At 70.2% G+C, this 19802-nt stretch carries 5 protein-coding genes; all 5 read left to right on the top strand.

What is annotated here, in order from left to right; translation table 11 throughout:
* Nucleotides 1–34 precede the first annotated feature (34 nt).
* The 5 genes from M8859_RS06220 (at nt 35) to M8859_RS06200 (ending at nt 19774) form a co-directional block, all read left to right on the top strand.
* Nucleotides 35–289, top strand: a complete 255-nt coding sequence (locus M8859_RS06220; protein WP_249643970.1) for a hypothetical protein — start codon at nt 35–37, stop codon at nt 287–289.
* A gap of 40 nt (nt 290–329) precedes the next feature.
* A complete protein-coding gene (locus M8859_RS06215) occupies nt 330–1928 on the top strand; it encodes an amidohydrolase (protein ID WP_159925315.1) in 1599 nt (532 codons plus the stop codon).
* A 1140-nt stretch (nt 1929–3068) separates the two neighbouring features.
* Nucleotides 3069–4751 (top strand): apolipoprotein N-acyltransferase, encoded by a 1683-nt coding sequence (lnt, locus tag M8859_RS06210; RefSeq protein ID WP_372492873.1) that lies wholly within the window; start codon nt 3069–3071, stop codon nt 4749–4751.
* Nucleotides 4752–5132: 381 nt separating this feature from the next.
* Nucleotides 5133–18785 carry a non-ribosomal peptide synthetase gene (locus tag M8859_RS06205; RefSeq protein WP_249643969.1) on the top strand — a complete coding sequence of 4551 codons (13653 nt, stop codon included), beginning with the start codon at nt 5133–5135 and terminating at the stop codon, nt 18783–18785.
* On the top strand, nt 18782–19774 hold the full coding sequence (locus M8859_RS06200; RefSeq protein ID WP_159925311.1) for an ATP-binding cassette domain-containing protein: 993 nt from the start codon (nt 18782–18784) through the stop codon (nt 19772–19774). The genes M8859_RS06205 and M8859_RS06200 overlap by 4 nt, the downstream gene beginning before the upstream one ends.
* Nucleotides 19775–19802 lie beyond the last annotated feature (28 nt).

Here is a 19802-nt window from a genome sequence, read left to right as displayed (position 1 = left end):
TCCGTGTGGTCCCGCGAAGGGCTATCGTGGCGCGATGGCCACCGAGCAACTCACCGTGACGGTGAGCGAGGAGCTGGCCGCCGCGGTGAAACGTGCGGCGGCTGCTGCGGGACAGTCGATTTCCGGATTCACGGCCGCGGCGCTGCGGCTGGAGCTGATCGCGGTGGAGGCGGGCTGCCTGCCCACGGCGGCCGCGGGGAGCGGTGGCGCGCCGCCGGAATACGCGGAGGTGATGGCGGTGCTGGCGCAATCGGAGGATCTGGCGCGCCACCCCGTCCTGAACGGCTGACCGGAACCGCCGGATCGGGCATACGGCAGACTGGTGCCTCGTGAGTACCCAGTTGCTGATCGGCGGTCGTTTCTACAGCGCCAGTTCACCCGACGCCACGGCGATGGCGGTGAGCGACGGTACCGTCGTCTGGCTGGGCGCCGAGCAGCCCGGCCGCGTGCTGCACCCGGACGCGGAGATCGTCGACCTCGACGGTGCGTTCGTCGCCCCCGCGTTCGTCGACCCGCACGTACACCTCACCGCGCTGGGCTTGAAGCTGACCGGACTGGACCTGTCTGCCGCACGGTCGCTAGAGCACTGCCTGCGGCTGCTGCGAGACTATGCCGAGGCACATCCGGACGGCGCCGTCCTGGGCGACGGGTGGGACGAGACAGCCTGGCCGGACGGGCGGCCGCCCACGGTCGCGGAGATCGACGCGGCGGCGGGCGCCGGGCGGCAGGTCTACCTCTCGCGTGTGGACGCGCACTCAGCGGTGGCGTCCTCGGCGCTGCTGGACACGCTGCCCGAGCTGGCGACAACCGACGGATTCACTCGTGGCCAGCCCGTGCGGGCCGCCGCCCACCACTTGGTGCGCACCGCCGCGCTCGCGAGTCTGTCTCGGGCGCAACGGGATCGAGCGCGCGCCGCGGCGCTGGACCATGCCGCCGCGCACGGCGTCGTCGCGGTCCACGAATGCGCCGGCCCGGAGATCGCGGGGCGCACCGACGTACGCGAACTGCTCGAATTCGAACACGGCGTGCAGGTGCGGGCCTATTGGGGGGAGGCGGTGCGCAGCGCGGAGCAGGCCCGCGCCCTGATCGCGGAACTCGGCGTGCACGCCCTCGGCGGTGACCTGTTCGTGGACGGCTCCTTCGGTTCGCACACCGCTCGGCTGCGTGCGCCCTATGCCGACGAGACCGGCTGCGGCCGAAGCTATCTCGATGCCGAGGCGATCGCCGACCACGTTCGCGCCTGCACCGTCGCCGGTATCCAGGCGGGATTCCACGTGATCGGTGACGCCGCCATGGACGCGGTCGTCGCCGGTGTCCGACGGGTGGTCGCCGAACTCGGCGGCCCTGCCGTCGCGGCGCTCGGACACCGCGTCGAACACGCCGAACTGATCCACGCCGAGCACATCGAGCTGCTGGCGCGCTGGGGTGTGATCGCCAGCGTGCAACCGGGATTCGACGCTGCCTGGGGCGGCCCGGACGGCATGTACGCCGCGCGGCTGGGGGCCGATCGGGCCGCGACGCTGAATCCGTTCGCCGCCATGGCCTCGGCAGGCGTCGCCCTGGCGATCGGCTCCGACGCCCCGGTCACGGCGCTCGATCCGTGGGCGGCGGTGCGGGCCGCGGCCAACCATCGCACACCCGGCCACGGCCTGTCCCCACGCGCGGCCTTCGCCGCGGCCACGCGGGGCGCCTGGCGTGCGGGCGGGGTGCGCGACGGGGTGGCGGGGACCCTGGTACCCGGGGCTCCCGCGTCCTACGCGATCTGGGATGCCGACGAACTCGTCGTCGCCGCCGCCGCGGACTCGGTGCAGCGCTGGTCCACCGATCCGCGCTCGCGCGTGCCGGGATTGCCCGCGTTGGAATCGGATTCACCGCTGCCCACGTGCCTGCGCACCGTGCATCGGGGAGTGACGATCTATGCGAAATGAGCGAGCGGTCGCGGAGCCGATGGTTGCCGACGGCTCCATGACCGGCGTTCGTGTGCGTGATCACCGGAGTTGCGGTAGGGATGGCCGGCCGCTCGGAGTGTTCACGCCCGGGGCGGAACCGCTGGACGGGGGGTCGCCGGGAGGGGCGCGGGTCGCGGATCTCCTGATGGACTCGCCGACGATCACGGCGCGGACGCCCCGCCGCGCCATCGTCGAGGCGCGATCCTGGACCGCCGAGTCACCGCGCTGGGCGTGGAGCGAGAGTGCAGAGCGGTATGACGTGGGCGGGCGAGCGACGGAAGTGTCCGCTTCCGTCTACTCGACCGGCTCGCTGTGGGAAGCCGCTGTCGGAAGTCCGGCCACGCCGTTGTGGGCGCAAGCCTCGCAAGGCCGGTACCGCACCGTCCGGTGGCCTGCCCGCGCGCAGTGGCGTCCGGTGGGGCGCAGGACGGAGTTGACCCGAACCCCCGCCGTAGAGGGCTTCACGGTCCGGTCGCGGTCGTCGATCGACGGGTGCACCCAGGTCGGCTCCCACGCAGTCGGCCGTCGACGTGTGACTCGTGTCGTGTCCGCCGCGGGGTGCTGCCGCGTACTGAACCGGCAGCCACAGACTGCGCCGGGTGGAGCGGATCGCCACCGGGCCGCTTCGACCACACTCTGCGCCGCTCGGCGAGCCGACGCTCCGATGGCAACCCCCAGCGGCCGCTCCGGCCGACGGCGTCCAGGCCTGAGATGGCACTCGGTGCCGCCTAGGCACACGCCACTTGTCTCGCCTGAGAGACGCCGGTCCGTCCGGTGGAGTCCGAGCCCGGAGCCGACATCGCCCACCCGGTGGTCGACGCTTCCGCGGCCATCCGCGATCGCAGAGTGCGCACCTGCCGATTCGTACATGGTGGTTCGTGGTCGTCTGGGCCGTAACCTCACCGACGCGGTCGCGCCCACCCGGGTTGTGCGGTGCGCTGGGACTGTTCTGCGCACGCGAGGCATGGCGTTTTCGACGCCCGGTGTGAGAAGCGTCATAGTGAGCCCGTGGCCGGGTTCCGCCGGGTGGCGAACCGCTGGTGGATTGCGCCCATCGGCTGTCCGGTGCCCATCGGCCGACTGGCGGTCGCAGGCGCCATGCCGGACAGTGGCCGAGTGATGGTGCGAGAGCGAGTGCTCGGAGCGATGCGACCGGCCTGGGCGGCGGTATCCCGGCATCCGGTGGCGGCGCGCTCGGCGGCGGCGATCTTCGCCGGGCTGCTGTTGTTCGACAGCTTCCCGCCCCGGCCGTGGTGGTTTCTCGCACCGCTGGGCATCGCGGTGCTCACCCTCACCGTACGCGGCGACGGACGTCTGCGGGCGGGCTTCGGGTACGGATTCCTGGGCGGTCTGGCGTTTTTCGTCCCGCTGCTGCCGTGGACCGGTATCTACGTCGGGCCGTTGCCGTGGCTGGCGCTGTCCACCGTGTGCGCGCTGTACGTGGGCGTGTTCGGCCTGCTCGCCCGGTTGATCGGCGCGCTGCCCGGCTGGCCGCTGTGGGTGGCGCTGGCCTGGACCACCGCCGAGTGGGGTAGATCCAGCTTCCCGTTCGGCGGATTCCCCTGGGGCCGTTTGGCCTTCGGCCAAGCCGAAGGCTGGTTCCTGTCGCTGGCAGCGGTCGGCGGCGCCCCGCTGGTCGGATTCGCGGTGGCGCTCACCGGAACCGGTACGGCGGCGCTGGTCTCGCTGCTGTGGCGAAATACCGCCGGTAAGGGGAGCGGATCCGCCGGAGACGGGATCGAGCGGCCCGGGCGGCACACTCCGAGTGGACCTGCCCCGGCGACTCGACTCGGGTACGCCGCTGCGGCTTTCACCCTGCTCGTCATGCCGCTCACCGGTCTCCTGCTCACCTCTGCCCTGCCCGATCCGGACGAGGGCGATCGAACGGTCACGGTCGCGGCGATCCAGGGCAGCGTGCCGCGGCTCGGACTGGACTTCAACGAGCAACGGCGGGCTGTGCTGGACAACCATGTACGGCGCACCGAAGAACTGGCCGCCGAGGTAGCGGCGGGCCGCTCCCCTCGGCCCGATGTGGTGATCTGGCCGGAGAACTCCTCGGACATCGACCCGTTGCGCAACGCCGACGCCGACGCCCTGATCACCGCGGCCTCCGAGCGGATCGGCGCGCCCATCCTGGTCGGTGCCGTGCTGATCAACCCGGATCGGACGACGACCAACTCGGTGATGGTGTGGAACGGCGCGGGGGGGCCGGGCGAACGGCACGACAAAAAGATCATCCAGCCCTTCGGCGAGTACCTGCCGATGCGCGGATTTTTCCGGCTTTTCTCCGAATACGCCGATCGGGCGGGATACTTCGTGCCGGGAAATGGTGACGGAGTTGTGCACGCGGCAGGTATCGACATAGGCGTCGCAACGTGCTATGAAGTGGCCTTCGACCGGTCGTTCGAAGACGCGATGCGCGCGGGCGCGCAGCTGCTCACCGTGCCAACGAACAACGCCACCTTCGGCGACAGCGAGATGACCTATCAGCAGCTGGCCATGTCCCGCATCCGTGCTGTAGAGCACGGTCGAGCGCTGGTCGTCGCCGCCACGTCGGGTGTCAGCGCCATTATCGCCGCCGATGGCGCTGTGCGGCAGGAAACCGCGTTGTTCGTGCCCGCAGCCCTGGTCGCCGAGCTTCCGTTGCGCGATGGCACCACTATCGCAACGCGAATAGGACCTGCGCCGGAGCGGTTGTTCGTTATCCTGACGGCTGTTGCCGTACCGGCCGCCGTTATTCGGCGGCGATCATCCGCGCGGGAGGGCGCCCGGACCGGCGGTCGAGCCGTCGCCGGCCGATAGCGGGTTCCCTGCCGAACCAGCGTTAACCGAACTTTCGGTATGTTCTTTCCTCCACCGCCCCGAAAGTAAAGGTGCGGAATTAAGTTGCGCAACGTTCGCCTGACAAGCGGGACGCCTGGCGAAGTACCATCGAACAGTCTGGTCAGAGCCCGTTTTGCTTCGGTTCGACCTAGTTGAGTCACAATGTTTGCGGAAATGTAACCAACCAAAGTGGCCTTCTGCCAAGGACGTTGGATGTGAAACAAATCCAAAACGTCGGCAATCCGGCTTAGGCGATGCTCCGAATCATAGGGCGTGGATCACGTCCTACGGCAGGCGCGCGTGCGCTTGCTGTAGTGGTGCTCGGGGAGTTGCGTCAACAGCGGCAGAACGGAGTGATTGATGAGTTCATTGGCCACGGATCGCGTCGACCAATGTTCATCCGGCGAATTTTCGGCACAACCGTTTGCACTGTCACCCGCACAGACGGCTCTCTGGTACGCGCAGCGCATCCGGCCCGACGTACCGTTGACGATCTCCCAGTACGTCGAGATACACGGCGACCTGGACGAGGGACGGCTGCTGTACGCGATCGAGCGTTTCGGCGCCGAGACCCAGGTGGGTCAGCTGCGCTTGGTGGAGATCGATGGCACTCCGTATCAGATCGTGGATCCGGTGCACCGGCCGGGCTGGGTCCGCATCGACCTGCGTGGTGAAGCCGATCCGTACGCCGCGGCGCTGCGCTGGATGCACGAGCACACGAGTTCGCCGATCGATCTGGAACGCGACCCACTGACCTCCAACGCGGTCCTGCGGATCGGGGAGACCGACTACATCTGGTATTCGTTCGCCCACCACATCGTCATCGATGGTTACGGCGCGATGAACGCACTGACCCGTACCGCGGAGATCTACACCGCACTGGAGAACCGAACCGAGCCGGTCGCCTCGCGGGCGACTCCGCTGGCCGAGATCTACGCCGACGAGGCGCGCTACCACGACTCCAGCCGCTTCCAGAGCGATCGCGAGTACTGGGCAGGGCAGCTGTCGGGGGTGGGCGAGCCGGTGAGCCTGGGCGGGACCAGGCTCGGCGCCGCCACGCACGACGCCGGACGCAGGCTGGCCGCCGCCGTGCTGACCGACGAACACCATGCCGCGATCGAGGCGGCGACCAGCGCCTGGAACACGACCGATTCGGCGGTGTTCGTCGCGGCGCTGGCCGTCTACGTGCGGTCGGTGACGGGCAACCCGGACGTGGTCTTGAGCCTGCCGGTCTCGGCGCGCACCACGGTGTCGCTGCGCCGCTCGGCGGGCGTGGTGTCCAACGTCGTGCCGATCCGGCTGCGGTTCGACGAGTCCACCACGATCGGCGACCTGGTGAAAGTCGTCGAGCTGCAGATCACCGGCGCCCTGCGTCATCAGCGCTACCGGCACGACGACATCCGGCGCGACAGCGGTTACTCCCGCGACGCCCGCGGGTTCTTCGGTCCGATGGTCAACCTGATGCTGTTCCACGAGGAGCTGCGTTTCGGCAGCCTGGTCGGCTCCATGCACGTGCTGGCCACCGGCCCGGTGGAAGACCTCTCGGTCAACGTCTACAACGGCGCGGGCGGGCGCTTGCACGTCGACTTCGAAGCCAACCCCCGCCTCTACGGCGAGGCCGAGGTGAACGTGCATCACGCACGCTATCTGGACTTCCTCGGCCGGTTCCTGGCAGCTGAAGCGACGCAGCCCACCGAGTCGCTCGGCGCGATCACCCTGGCCGAGCGGGAACAGGTCCTGCACGGCTGGAACGCCACCGAGGCGACCCGGCAAGAAGGCACACTGGCGAGCCTCTTCGCCGAGCGCGTCGCGACCGACCCGGAGGCGATCGCGCTCGAATTCGGCGACGAGGCGCTGACCTACGCCGAACTCGACGCCCGCGCCAACCGCCTGGCTCGGCTGCTCATCGCGCGGGGCGCCGGACCCGACACGACGGTCGGTCTGTGCCTACGCCGCAGCCTCGACCTGGTGGTCGGCATGTACGCGATCATCAAGTCCGGGGCGGCGTACCTACCGCTGGACACCGAGCATCCGGCCGAGCGGATCGGGCAGATCGTCCGTCAGGCCGAGCCGCTGTGTGTGCTCACGGTGGCCCGCGACGAGATCGAACTGCCCGCGATCGCCACCCGGCTGGACATCGACTCCGCGCAGGCGTCCGCCTTCGACGACGCGCCGATCACCGACGCCGATCGCAGAGGCGAGTTACGCCCCGGCCACCTGGCCTACGTGATCTTCACCTCCGGATCGACCGGAAAACCCAAGGGCGTCGGTGTTACTCATGCCGCCATCGTCAACCGCCTGCGCTGGATGCAGCACGAGTATCCGCTCAGCCGCGCCGACGCGGTGCTGCAGAAGACCCCGGCGACCTTCGACGTCTCGGTCTGGGAGTTCTTCTGGCCCTTACAGATCGGCGCACGGCTGGTCGTCGCCGCGCCGGACGGGCACCGCGACCCGGAGTACCTCGCGCGGGTCATCGCCCGCAAGCGCGTCACCACAGCGCATTTCGTGCCGTCCATGCTGTCGGTCTTCGTTACGGAGGCCGATCTGCGCGGTTGCACCAGTCTGCACCGGGTGTTCTGCAGTGGCGAGGCGCTGCCCGCCGCCACGGTGCGCGAGTTCTACGCGGCGTTACCCGCGTCCGAACTGCACAACCTGTACGGCCCGACCGAGGCCGCCGTGGACGTCACCTACTGGCCGTGCCCGCCCGACGCGAGCGCCGTGCCGATCGGTTCGCCGGTGTGGAACACCCAGACGTATGTGCTGGACGACCGGCTGCGGCCCGTTCCGCCCGGCGTGGTCGGCGAACTGTATCTCGCCGGGATCCAACTGGCTCGCGGCTACCTCGGACAGCCGCGGCTCACCGCCGACCGGTTCGTGGCCAACCCCTTCACCCCGGGCGCGCGGATGTACCGCACCGGCGACCTGGCCCGCTGGCAGATCGGCCGCTCCGGCGCGGAGCCGGGTGTGCTGGAATATCTGGGCCGCAGCGATTTCCAAGTCAAGATCCGCGGCCTGCGCATCGAACTCGGTGAGATCGAGGCCGCCCTGCTCGAAGACCCGAAGGTCGCTCGCGCGGTGTGCGTGGCGCACACCGGACGCGCCGGTGACGAGCTGGTCGCCTACGTCGTCGCCAGGCAGGAGCACGACGACGCCCGGCTGGACACCTCAGCGCTGCTCACCACCCTGCGCCATACGCTGCCCGGGTACATGGTGCCCTCCGCGCTGATGGAACTCGACGAGCTACCGTTGAGCGCCAACGGCAAGATCGATCGCAAAGCGCTGCCCGCTCCCGTGTTCGGGCCGCGTTCGATCCGGCCGATCGCCGAACCGCGCACCGAGGTCGAGCGAGTGCTCGCGGGCATCTTCGCCGAGGTCCTCGACACCGAGATCGGCATCCAGGACAACTTCTTCGATATGGGCGGCAACTCGCTCATCGCCGCTCGGGCGGTGGCCAGGATCAACGCCGCGCTCGGCACCGCGCTGAGCATCCGGGATCTGTTCGAGGCCGCCACGATCGACGCGCTCACCCAGCGGTTCGCCATGCAGACCACCGACGCGTCCTCACCGCGGCTGGCGCCGGCCGAGCGGCCGGAGCGGATTCCGCTGTCGCAGGCGCAGCAGCGGCTGTGGATCCTGAACCGGTTCTCCGAGCATGCCGCCGCGTACAACATGCCGCTGGCCGTCGCGGTGGAGGGACCCCTTGACGTGGCCGCGCTGCGGGCGGGTCTGGTCGATGTGATCGAGCGGCACGAGAGCCTGCGCACCACCTTCCCCGAATCGCCGGACGGGCCCTTCCAGCTGATCCACCCGGCAGAGGCGATCCCGCTGACGCTCGACCCGATCGATGTCACCGACGACGACGTGGCCGGGCTGGCGACCGAGTACGCCGGCTACGGCTTCGATCTACGCGCCCAGGCCCCGATCCGGGTTGCCCTCTACCGCACCGGAGCGCAGCGGCACGTCTTCCTCATCGTCCTGCATCACATCTGCGGTGACGGCTGGTCCATCGCGCCGCTGGCCAAGGATTTGATGACCGCGGTGGCGGCGCGTGCGAACGGTGTCGCGCCGCAGTGGACGCAGTTGCCGGTGCAGTATGCCGACTTCGCGCTGTGGCAGCGCGAATTGCTCGGTGAGGAATCCGATCCGGCCAGTGCGCTCAGCCGCCAGCTGACGCACTGGCGTTCGGCGCTGGCCGGGCTCCCCGAGCAACTCGACCTCCCCCTGGACCGCCCGCGTCCACTGCGCCGATCGACCGTCGGCGGCCGCGTCGAGTTCACCATTCCGGCGGAGATCCGCCGCGGCGCGATCGAGCTCGCGGCCAGCCGGGGCGTGAGCATGTTCATGGTGCTGCACGCGGCGCTGGCGACGCTGCTGTCGCGGTTGTGCGCGAGCGATGACATCGCCATCGGCACCCCGATCGCGGGCCGTTCCGATCCGGCGCTCGACGACTTGGTCGGCATGTTCGTCAACACGCTGGTCCTGCGCACCGCGGTCGACCAGGGATCCGGGTTCGACCGGATGCTCGACGTGGTGCGCGAGACCGACCTCAACGCCTTCGCCAACGCCGACGTGCCGTTCGAGCGGCTGGTCGAGGTGGCCAACCCGGAGCGTTCCCCCTCGCGCCACCCGCTGTTCCAGGTGATGCTGTCCTACGACCACGCGCCGGACCTGCGGATCGATCTGCCCGGTGTGCGTGCCGAAGTGCTGCCGATCGCCTCCGACGTCGCCAAGTTCGACCTGCAGCTGGTCGTGCACGACGACTCCGGCGACGGACCGCTGTCGGCCGAATTCGGCTATACGACCGATGTTTTCGACCGTTCCACGGTGCAGTCGTTCGCCCGCCGTTTCATCGCGGTGCTCGCCGGCGGCGTGGCCGCCCCCGAACTGCCGGTGGGCGACCTGCCGATCCTGGACCGCAGGGAAACCGAGAACCTGGTGCCCATCGGGGGCGCACCCGCCGAGCCGCCGATCACCCTGGCCACGTTGCTGACCGACACCGCACGCCGCGTGCCGGGCGCGGTGGCGGTGCGTTACCTCGGCGCCGACACCACCTACCGCCAACTCGACGAGCGCTCGAACACGCTGGCGCGCGCCCTCATCGACCACGGCGCCGGTCCAGAGACGGTCGTCGCGATCGCGCTGCCGCGCGGTCTCGACGCGATCACCGCAGTGTGGGCGGTCGCCAAAACCGGTGCGGCGTATGTGCCGATCGATCCGAACTACCCGGGCGAGCGAATCGCGCACATGATCGGTGACTCGGGCGCGATGGTGGGCCTGACCGATCCCGAATGCCTCGCGGCCATGCCCGCTTGGCCCACGGCGCGGGGCAAGCACCGCAAGGCCTACGTCGACTGGCTGGTTCTCGGCTCCGCGGAACTGACGGCCGAACTCCGAGGTCACTCGGCGGATCCGATCACCGACGAGGAACGGCACCATCCGCTGCGGGTGAGCCACCCGGCCTATCTCATCTACACCTCCGGCTCCACCGGCACGCCGAAAGCGGTGGTCGTCACCCACGCGGGCATCGCCTCCCTCGCCGGTGAGCAGAACCACCTGTTCGGCATCACGGACGCGGCGCGCACGCTGCACTTCTCCTCGCCCAGCTTCGACGCGTCGGTGCTGGAGATGCTGCTCGGTTTCGCCGCGGGCGCGACGATGGTGATCGCCCCCTCGGGCATGTACGGCGGCGCCGAGCTGGCCACACTGTTGCGCGAGGAGCGGGTCACCCACGCCTTCGTCACACCCGCCGCGCTGGCCACCGTGCCGAACGAGGGGCTCGACGAGCTGGCGACGGTCATCGTCGGCGGCGACGCCTGCTCGGAGGAACTCGTCGAGACCTGGACCGCCGGACATCGCATGCACAACATGTACGGTCCCTCGGAGGCCACCGTCGCGGCGACCGCGAGCGGGCCGATGGAGCCGGGCCGTCCGGTGCCGCTGGGGACGCCCGTGCGCGGCATGCGACTGTTCGTGCTGGACAACCGGTTGCACCCGGTCCCGCCCGGCACGCCGGGCGAGCTGTACGTGTCGGGTCCCGGTGTCGCGCGCGGCTACCACGGGCGTTGCGGCCTGACCGCGCAACGGTTCGTGGCCAACCCGCACGGCAGGCGCGGGGAGCGGATGTATCGCACCGGCGACCTGGTCGTCATGGAGCGGTCGGGGCAGCTGCGGTTCCTCGGACGCGCGGACGACCAGATCAAGATCCGCGGTTTCCGCATCGAACTGCGCGAGATCGACAACGTGCTGCGCCTGCATCCCAGTGTCCGGTTCGCGCTCACCGTGGTGCACACCGACGAGCACGGCCAGGTGCGGCTCGCGTCGTATGTCACGGCCGACCGTCCGGTGGAGGCGCAGGCGGTGCTGGAAACCGCGCGCAGGCGGCTGCCAGGCTACATGGTCCCGGCCTCGGTGGCCGTACTCGACGAGATCCCGGTCACTCCCGCGGGCAAGTTGGACCGAAAGGCGTTGCCGGAACCGGTGTTCGCGGCCGCCGGGACGTCTCGCGCGCCGAGCACGGCACTGGAGCTGGCCGTGGCCGGCGTGTTCGGCGGGGTGCTCGGGCGCCCGGTCACCGGAGCCGAGGACAGTTTCTTCGACCTCGGCGGCAACTCGCTACTGGCTACCCGGCTCGCCGCCGCGCTACACGCGGAGTTCGGTGTGGAGCTGCCGGTACGGTCGATCTTCGAGGCGCCCACGGTCGCCGGGATCGCCGCGCATGTGGACCGAGCGCCCCGGACGCAGCGGCCGGCGCTGGCGGTGCGGACGCCGCGTCCGGGACGTATCCCATTGTCGCTGCCGCAGCAGCGTCTGTGGTTCCTCAACCGCTTCGCGCCCGAATCGAGTGCCTACAACATCGCTTTCGTGATCCGCGTCGCCGGAGATCTGGACGTGCCCGCGCTGCGGGAGGCGCTCACCGACGTGCTGCGGCGACACGAGGTGCTGCGCACCGTCTTCCCGGAGGACGCCGAGGGCGCACAGCAGGTCGTGCTTCCGGTCGAGCGGGCCGTGCCGGATCTGACGGTCACCGACATCGACGACTCCGGCGCGAAGGACGCGCTGGAGTCGTTGGCGCACAACGGATTCGATCTCACCAAGCAGACGCCCGTGCGTCTGGCGCTGCTGCGCACCGCGCCCGAGCGTTACCTGCTCGGCGTGGTGGTGCACCACATCGCCGCCGACGGCTGGTCGCTCGGTCCGCTGACCAGGGACCTCGCTGTCGCGTACGCGGCGCGGCACGAGGGAGATGCCCCGTCGTGGACGCCGCTGCCGGTGCAGTACGCCGACTTCGGGCTCTGGCAGCGTGCCTGCCTGGGCTCCGAAGACGACCCCGGCAGTGTCGCGGCGACCCAGCTGGAGTACTGGCGTACCGCGCTGGCCGGCATCCCCCACCAGCTGCCGCTGCCCTATGACCGGCCGCGTCCCTCGGAGCCGACGCAGCAGGCCGGGACGGTGCGCTTCGCGGTGCCGGAGCAGCTGCGGCGCGGGCTCGCCGCGCTGGCAGGCGAACAGGGCGTCAGCACGTTCATGGTGCTGCGTTCGGCGTTCGCGGTGCTGCTGCGCTGCGTCACCGGCGGTCGCGACATCGTGATCGGCACACCGGTGGCGGGCCGTACCGACACCAAGCTCGACGACCTGGTGGGCATGTTCGTGAACACGCTGGTGCTGCGTTCGGACGTGGACCCGGACCGCAGCTTCGCCGATCTGCTGCGCGCCGACCGGGACACCGAGCTGGCCGCGATGGCGCACGCCGACATTCCGTTCGAGCGCATCGTGGAGGAACTCGGCGCGGAGGCCCGCTCCTCGGGTCGTCACCCGCTGTTCCAGGTGGCGCTGAGCGTGCAGGACGGCCCGGTGCCGGCACTGCAACTGCCCGGCCTCGCGCTGCGCGCGGAGCCGTTGGACATCGCGCTGGCGAAATTCGACTTGGAGCTGCGCGTCTCCAACGACGCGGGTGGCCCGGGATCCGTCTCGGGCGATCCGGAGAGCGTTTTCGAATTCGTCTACGCCACCGAGCTTTTCGACGCGATGACGATCGAGACGCTGGCGGACCGGTTCTTACGCGTGCTCACGGCCGTCACCGGTGACCCGCGCGTACTGGTCCGCGACGTCGACGCGCGCACCGACCACGAGCACCGCACCCTCGCCCCGGCGCGGGGCGGGCAGGCGGCACCGCCGTGCACGCTGGCCGCGTACTTCACGGCTACCGCGCAGCGGTATCCGCACAACACGGCGCTGCGCGCCGGCACGGCATCGCTCACCTACTCCGAGCTCGACCGGCGCTCGAACCGCCTGGCGCGTGCGCTGATCGCGCGCGGACTCGGCCCCGGGACGCGTGTCGCGCTGGGGCTCGTCCGCTCGATCGACTCGGTGGTGACGATGCTGGCGGCGGCGAAGTCCGGCGCGGCGTTCGTCCCGGTCGACCCGAAGTACCCACCCGACCGGATCCAGCACATGCTCACCGACTCCGGCTGCGCGATCGGCGTCACGGTAGCGGCGCATGTGGAGCAGCTGCGCGCGGGCGCCCCCGCTGGAGGACACACGGAGTGGCTGCTGCTGGACCGTCCCGAGTTCGCCGCCGAACTCGACGGCCACGACGACGCGCCGATTCACGATAGCGAACGCTCGCGCACCATCCAGGTCGCCGATCTGGCCTACCTGATCTACACCTCGGGATCCACCGGAAAGCCCAAGGGCGTCGCGGTGACCCACAGCGGCCTGTCCAACCTGGCCGACGAGATCCGCGACCGCATCGGCGTCGACGAGTATTCCCGCACATTGCACTTCGCCTCGCCGAGTTTCGACGCGGCGATCCTGGATCTGCTGATCGCGTTGGGCGCGGGCGCGGCGATGGTGATCTGCCCGACCGACATCTACGGCGGCGACGAACTGGCCGCGCTGATGGACCGCGAGCAGGTCTCCCACGGCTTCATGACGCCGGCCGCGCTGGCCACCATCGATCGCGAACAGTGGCCGCTGCCGCACATGCGTGCGCTCCTGGTCGGCGGTGAGGCGGTGGCGCCGGACCTGGTGGCGCGCTGGGCGCCGGGCCGCGTGATGTGCGATGTGTACGGACCCACCGAGACCACGGTCGTCATCACCATGTCCGGTCCCCTGCGGGTCGGCGAACCGATCAGCATCGGCAGCCTGGTGCGTGGCGCTCGAGGATTGGTGCTCGACGAGCGGCTGCGCCCGGTGCCGGTCGGCGTTCCCGGCGAGTTGTACCTCGCGGGGCACGGTGTCGCGCGCGGTTACTTCGACCGGTTCGGTCTCACCGCCGCACGTTTCGTGGCCGATCCGTACGGCCCGGCGGGAGCCAGGATGTACCGGACCGGGGACGTGGTGTGCTGGAGTGCTTCCGGCGAGCTGGCCTACCTCGGCCGCAGCGACCACCAAGTGAAACTGCGCGGTTTCCGCGTCGAACTCGGCGAGGTCACCGCCGTGCTCGGCGAACACCCGTCCGTGCGGTTCGCGCACACCGAGGTGCGCCGCATCGCGGGCGCCGACCGGATCATCGCCTACGTCCAGCCGGCCGACCGCACGGCCGGGGTGGACCCCGAGGCGGTGCGCGCCTCCGTCGCGCGACGGCTGCCCGCACACATGGTGCCCGCGGGCATCACCGTGCTGGACACGATCCCGCTGACGCCGGTCGGGAAGCTGGATGTCAGCGCATTGCCCGAGCCCCGATTCCTCGCGCACCCCACCGGTCGCGAGCCCCGGACCGAAACGGAGGGTTTGGTCGCCGCGGTGATGGGTGAGCTCGTCGGCGCCGCGGACGTGCGCGCCGACGACAGCTTCTTCGACATCGGCGGCAACTCGTTGCTGGCCACGCAGCTCGTCGCCCGGCTGGCCGCGGCGACGAACGTGCGACTGGCCGTGCGCATGGTGTTCGCCACGCCGACGGTCGCCGGGCTCGCCGAGTTGCTGGACGCGGGCGCCGAGTCCGACGCCGACCGCCCCGCGCTGGTGCGCAGGCAACGCCCGGAGCGCATCCCGCTGTCGGCCGCGCAACGGCGACTGTGGTTCCTCAACCGTTTCAACGCCGGTGGCGGCTCGGCCCCGGGACAGTCGGCCGGCGCCTACAACGTCCCGCTCGTGCTGCGCATGACCGGCAGCTTGAACGTAGACGCTCTCATTCGCGCACTGCACGCGGTGCAGGCCAGGCACGAGACCCTGCGCACGGTGTTCCCGGAGAGCGACGGCGCACCCGCCCAGGTCGTCCTCGATCCGGCCGAAGCGGCGATCTCGCTGGCGCGGGCGACGGTGCGGCCGGAGCAAGTGGAGGGCATCGTACGGCGTTTCGCGGCACCGGGGTTCGATCTGGCCGCGGCCGTTCCGATCCGGGCGGCACTGATCTCGGTGTCGACCGGCGGCGACGAGCCCGCGGAGCCCGCCGAGCATGTTCTGGTCGTGGTCGTGCACCACATCGCGATGGATGGCTGGTCGCTCGAGCCGATGGCCGCCGATGTCGCCGTCGCTTACCGCGCGGCCTGCGGCGGTAACGCGCCGGACTGGGCGGAGCCGGAGGTCCAGTACGCCGATTACACGCTGTGGCAGCAGGACGTGCTCGGCAGCGAGGACGACCCGGACTCGGCGGTGAGCAAGCAGCTGGACTACTGGCGGCACACTCTCGACGGCATCCCCGAGTTGCTGACCGTACCGGCCGACCGGCCGCGTCCGCCTGCTCCGTCCTACCGGGGCGGCACGGTGGAGTGCGCGGTGGACCCGGTCACCCACCGCGAACTGCAGGCGATCGCGGGCGGCAACAACGTCAGCTTGTTCATGGTCCTGCACGCCGCGCTCGCGGTGCTGCTGCACCGCATGACGGCTACCGACGACATCATCGTCGGCACCCCGATCGCGGGCCGCGGTCACCCCGCCCTGGACCGGCTGGTCGGCATGTTCGTCAACACGCTGGTGCTGCGCACCCGCCTCGACCCCGGCGCACGGTTCACCGACCTGCTGCACGCGGTGCGCGAAACCGATCTGGACGCCTTCGCCCACGCGGACCTGCCGTTCGAGCGTCTCGTGGAGGTGCTCAACCCGGCCAGATCTCAGGCGCACCATCCGATGTTCCAGGTGATGCTGTCGGTGCGCAACGAGCCGGTCGGCGGGCTGGACCTGCCCGGACTGCGCATCGAGGCGGCTGACATCGACACGGGAGTCGCCAAGTTCGATCTCCAGTTCACGTTGACCGAAACGCAGACCGCGCAGCGCGATCCGGCCGGCATCACCGTGGCGGTGAACTATGCGAAGGATCTGTTCGACGAGTCGACCGCGCAGCGGCTCGGCAAGCGGCTGACCCGGTTGCTCGCCGCGATCGCCGCGAGCCCGACGACCGCGGTGGGCGATCTGGAACTGCTCGACCCCGCCGAGTGGTCGGGCCTGGCGCCGGTACGCGGTGGCAAACCGGACCGGCCGATCACCTTCCCCGAGGTGTTCGAGCAGGCGGCGAGCGTCGACCGCGCCGCGGTCGCCCTGGTCTCCGACGGTACCGAGGTGACCTACGGCGCCCTGGATCGCTGGACGAACCGGCTGGCGCGGGTGCTCATCGCCCGTGGGGTCGGTCCGGAAACTCTGGTGGCGCTCGGCATCCCGCGATCGGTCGAGTCGGTGGCGACGGTGCTCGCTGTGGCCAAGGCCGGAGCGGCGTTCGTGCCGGTCGACCCGTTGTACCCGCAGCAGCGCATCGCGCACATGCTGTCGGATTCCGGTGCGGCGCTGGGCATCACGCTGTCGGGCTACCGCAACGAGATGCCCGAGGGCACGGAGTGGATCGTGCTCGACGATCCGGACTTCCGCGGGCTGGTGCTGGACGCGCCGGACGAGCCGATCGCCGAGACCGAGCGCCTCGCCCCGCTGCGGATCGACAACCCGGCGTACGTGATCTACACCTCCGGCTCCACCGGCACGCCGAAGGGCGTGATGGTCACCCACGGCGGGTTGTCGAACTTCGCCGCCGAGACGGCGTCCCGGTTCGACGTCCAGCCGGGGTGCCGCGTACTGCACTTCGCCACGCCGAGCTTCGACGCCGCGATGCTCGATCTGCTGCTGTCCCTCGGCGGCGCTGCCACTCTGGTGATCACGCCCACCGGCGTGGTCGGCGGCGATGACCTGCGACGGGTCTTCGCCGAGGAGCGGATCACCCACGCGTTCATCACCACCTCCGCCCTCGGCACGGTCGACCCCACCGGACTCGACGAGTTGCAGCACGTGCTGGTCGGCGGTGAGGCGCTGCCGCCGGATCTGGTGACCAGGTGGGCGCCCGGCCGCAGCCTGTACAACGTCTACGGTCCCACCGAGACGACCATCGTCACGGTCATCTCACAGCCGATGACGCCGGGTGGGCCGATCACCATCGGCGGCCCCATCCGTGGCGTCAACGCGGCGATCCTGGACGCGCGACTGCATCCGGCTCCGATCGGAGTGACCGGGGAGTTGCACCTGGCCGGTGACGCTCTCGCCCGTGGCTACCTGAATCGTCCTGGTCTGACCGCCCAGCGGTTCGTCGCCAACCCGTTCGGCAAGCCGGGGGAGCGGATGTACCGCACCGGCGATCTGGTGCGCTGGTGGGCAGGGACGCGCGAGAACGGGTCGGCGGACGCCGCGCACGAGATCGAGTACGTCGGCCGCACCGACCATCAGGTCAAGATCCGCGGTTTCCGTATCGAACTCGGAGAGATCGACGCCGCGCTCGCCCGCCATGGCGCGGTGGCCTTCTCCACCACCATCGGGCATCGCACCCCGGCGGGCGCGACGGCGCTGGTGTCGTACGTCAAGGCCCGCGACGGCGTGACACTCACCGCGGCCGAGTTGACCGGGCACCTGGCCCGGCTGGTGCCGAACTACATGGTTCCGCAATCGATCATGCTGCTCGACGAGGTGCCGCTGAGCCCGGTGGGCAAACTGGACCGCGCCAAGCTGCCGGAACCGGTGTTCACCACGGGTGAGGGCTACCGCGCCCCGTCCACCCCGACGGAGCAGGCGCTGTGCGCGGCCTTCGCCGAGGTACTCGGTGTCGAGTCGGTGGGCGTGGACGACGGGTTCTTCGAACTCGGCGGCAACTCCCTGCTGGCCACGAAAGTGGTTGCGCACGTCCGGGAAACCGGCATCGACCTGCCGGTGCAGCTGATGTTCGGCGACGCGACGCCCGCGGCCATCGCGGCGCGGCTGGACGGTGAAGGCGCGACCTCGGGCGCCGCGGTGGCGGCGATGCTGGCGCCGGTGCTGCCGATCCGGCCGAGTACCGCGGCAAGCCCGGCGCCGCTGTTCTGCGTGCACCCGGCGATCGGATTGGCATGGTGCTATTCGGGGTTGCTCGCGCACCTGCCGTCGGACCGCCCGGTGTACGGCTTGCAGGCTCCGCATGTCGCGGGAGAGGCCGGGCACGAGTCGATCGCCGAGGCCGCGAGCCACTACGTGGCCCGGATCAAGGAAATCCAGCCGCAGGGGCCCTACCACTTGCTCGGCTGGTCACTCGGCGGACTGATCGCGCAGGAGATGGCGGTGCAGCTGCAGGAAGCCGGCGAGGAGGTCGCGCTGCTGTCGATGATGGACAGCTACCGGCTGTCGGACGCATTGCTCGAGGAGGCGACCCCGAGCGTGGCCGAGATCGTCGGGGAGTTCGGCAGCGACGAACTCGACGGGGAGATCGATCCGGGCATGAGCCTGCGCGACGCGGCCGAACTGCTGCGCGCGCGTTCCGGGCCGTTCGCGGCGCTGACCGTCGAACATCTGGAGCGGCTCTACGCCGGCTACGAGAACGGCACCGTGCTCGCGCACAGCTTCCGGCCCCGTGCGTTCGACGGTGACCTGTTGTTCTTCACCGCGGGCGACGACCCGGTCAACCGGGCCGATCCGGATCGGCGCGCCGAGGCATGGCAGCCGTACATCACCGGCGCGGTCCATGACTACGAGCTGCGCTGCGGGCATTCCGCGATGACCACACCCGAGGCGCTGGCCGAGATCGGGCCGGTGCTGTCGAGGTGGCTGGAGACGAAGGAGACGCACCGGTGAGTCTGGCGGTGGAGGTAACCGGCCTGGTGAAGAACTATGGCCGGGTCCGCGTGCTGGACGAGGTCGACCTACGTATTCCCACCGGCACCGTGATGGGCTTGCTCGGCCCGAACGGCGCGGGCAAGACGACGACCGTGCGGATCGTCACCACGCTGCTGAAGCCATCCGCCGGGTCGGTGCGGGTAGCGGGCATCGATGTGCTGCGTGACCCGGCGGCGGCGCGCAAACGGATCGGGCTGTCCGGTCAGTACGCCGCCGTGGACACCAACCTGTCCGGCTACGAGAACCTGCGTATGGTGGCTCGCCTGTACGGGATGTCCCCGAAACAGGCGAGCGCCCGGGCCACCGAACTGCTCGATGCCCTCGGGCTGGACTATGCCGCGCACCGCAGGGCCGGAACCTACTCCGGCGGCATGGCCCGGCGGCTCGACCTCGCGGGTGCGCTGGTCGCCCGGCCGTCCGTGGTAGTACTGGACGAGCCGACCACCGGGTTGGACCCGCGCGGCAGGCTGGACATGTGGAAGGTGATCGGCGACCTCGTCGATGACGGCACCACGGTGCTGCTCACCACGCAGTATCTGGAAGAGGCGGACCTGCTGGCCGATCGGATCACCGTCATCGACCACGGGCGCGTGATCGCGCGCGGCTCGGCCGACGAGTTGAAGACCTCGATCGGTGGTGACCGGCTCACCGTCACCCTGGCCGCCGGGCAGGCCGCCGCGCCCGCGCTGGCGGTGTTGGCGCAGATCGGCGTCGGCGAGCCCGCGCACGAGGCAGGCACCGAGGAGGTGTCGGTGGTGGTCGGCGACGGCTCGCGCACCATGGTGGAGGCGCTGCGCAGGCTGGACGACGCGGGCGTCTGCGTCGTCGACGCGAACGTGCACCGGCCCAGCCTCGACGACGTATTCCTTTCCCTCACCGGCAAGCCGGGCAGCGCGCCGGCCATGGCACCGGAAAACCACGACCTACCAGAGGAGATCATGTCGTGAGCACGGCAATGGTCGGGGAACAAGCCCC

Source organism: Nocardia sputi (assembly GCF_023501985.1).
Note: the sequence above shows the minus strand (reverse complement) of the source record. Positions and strands in the feature narration are given on the sequence as shown.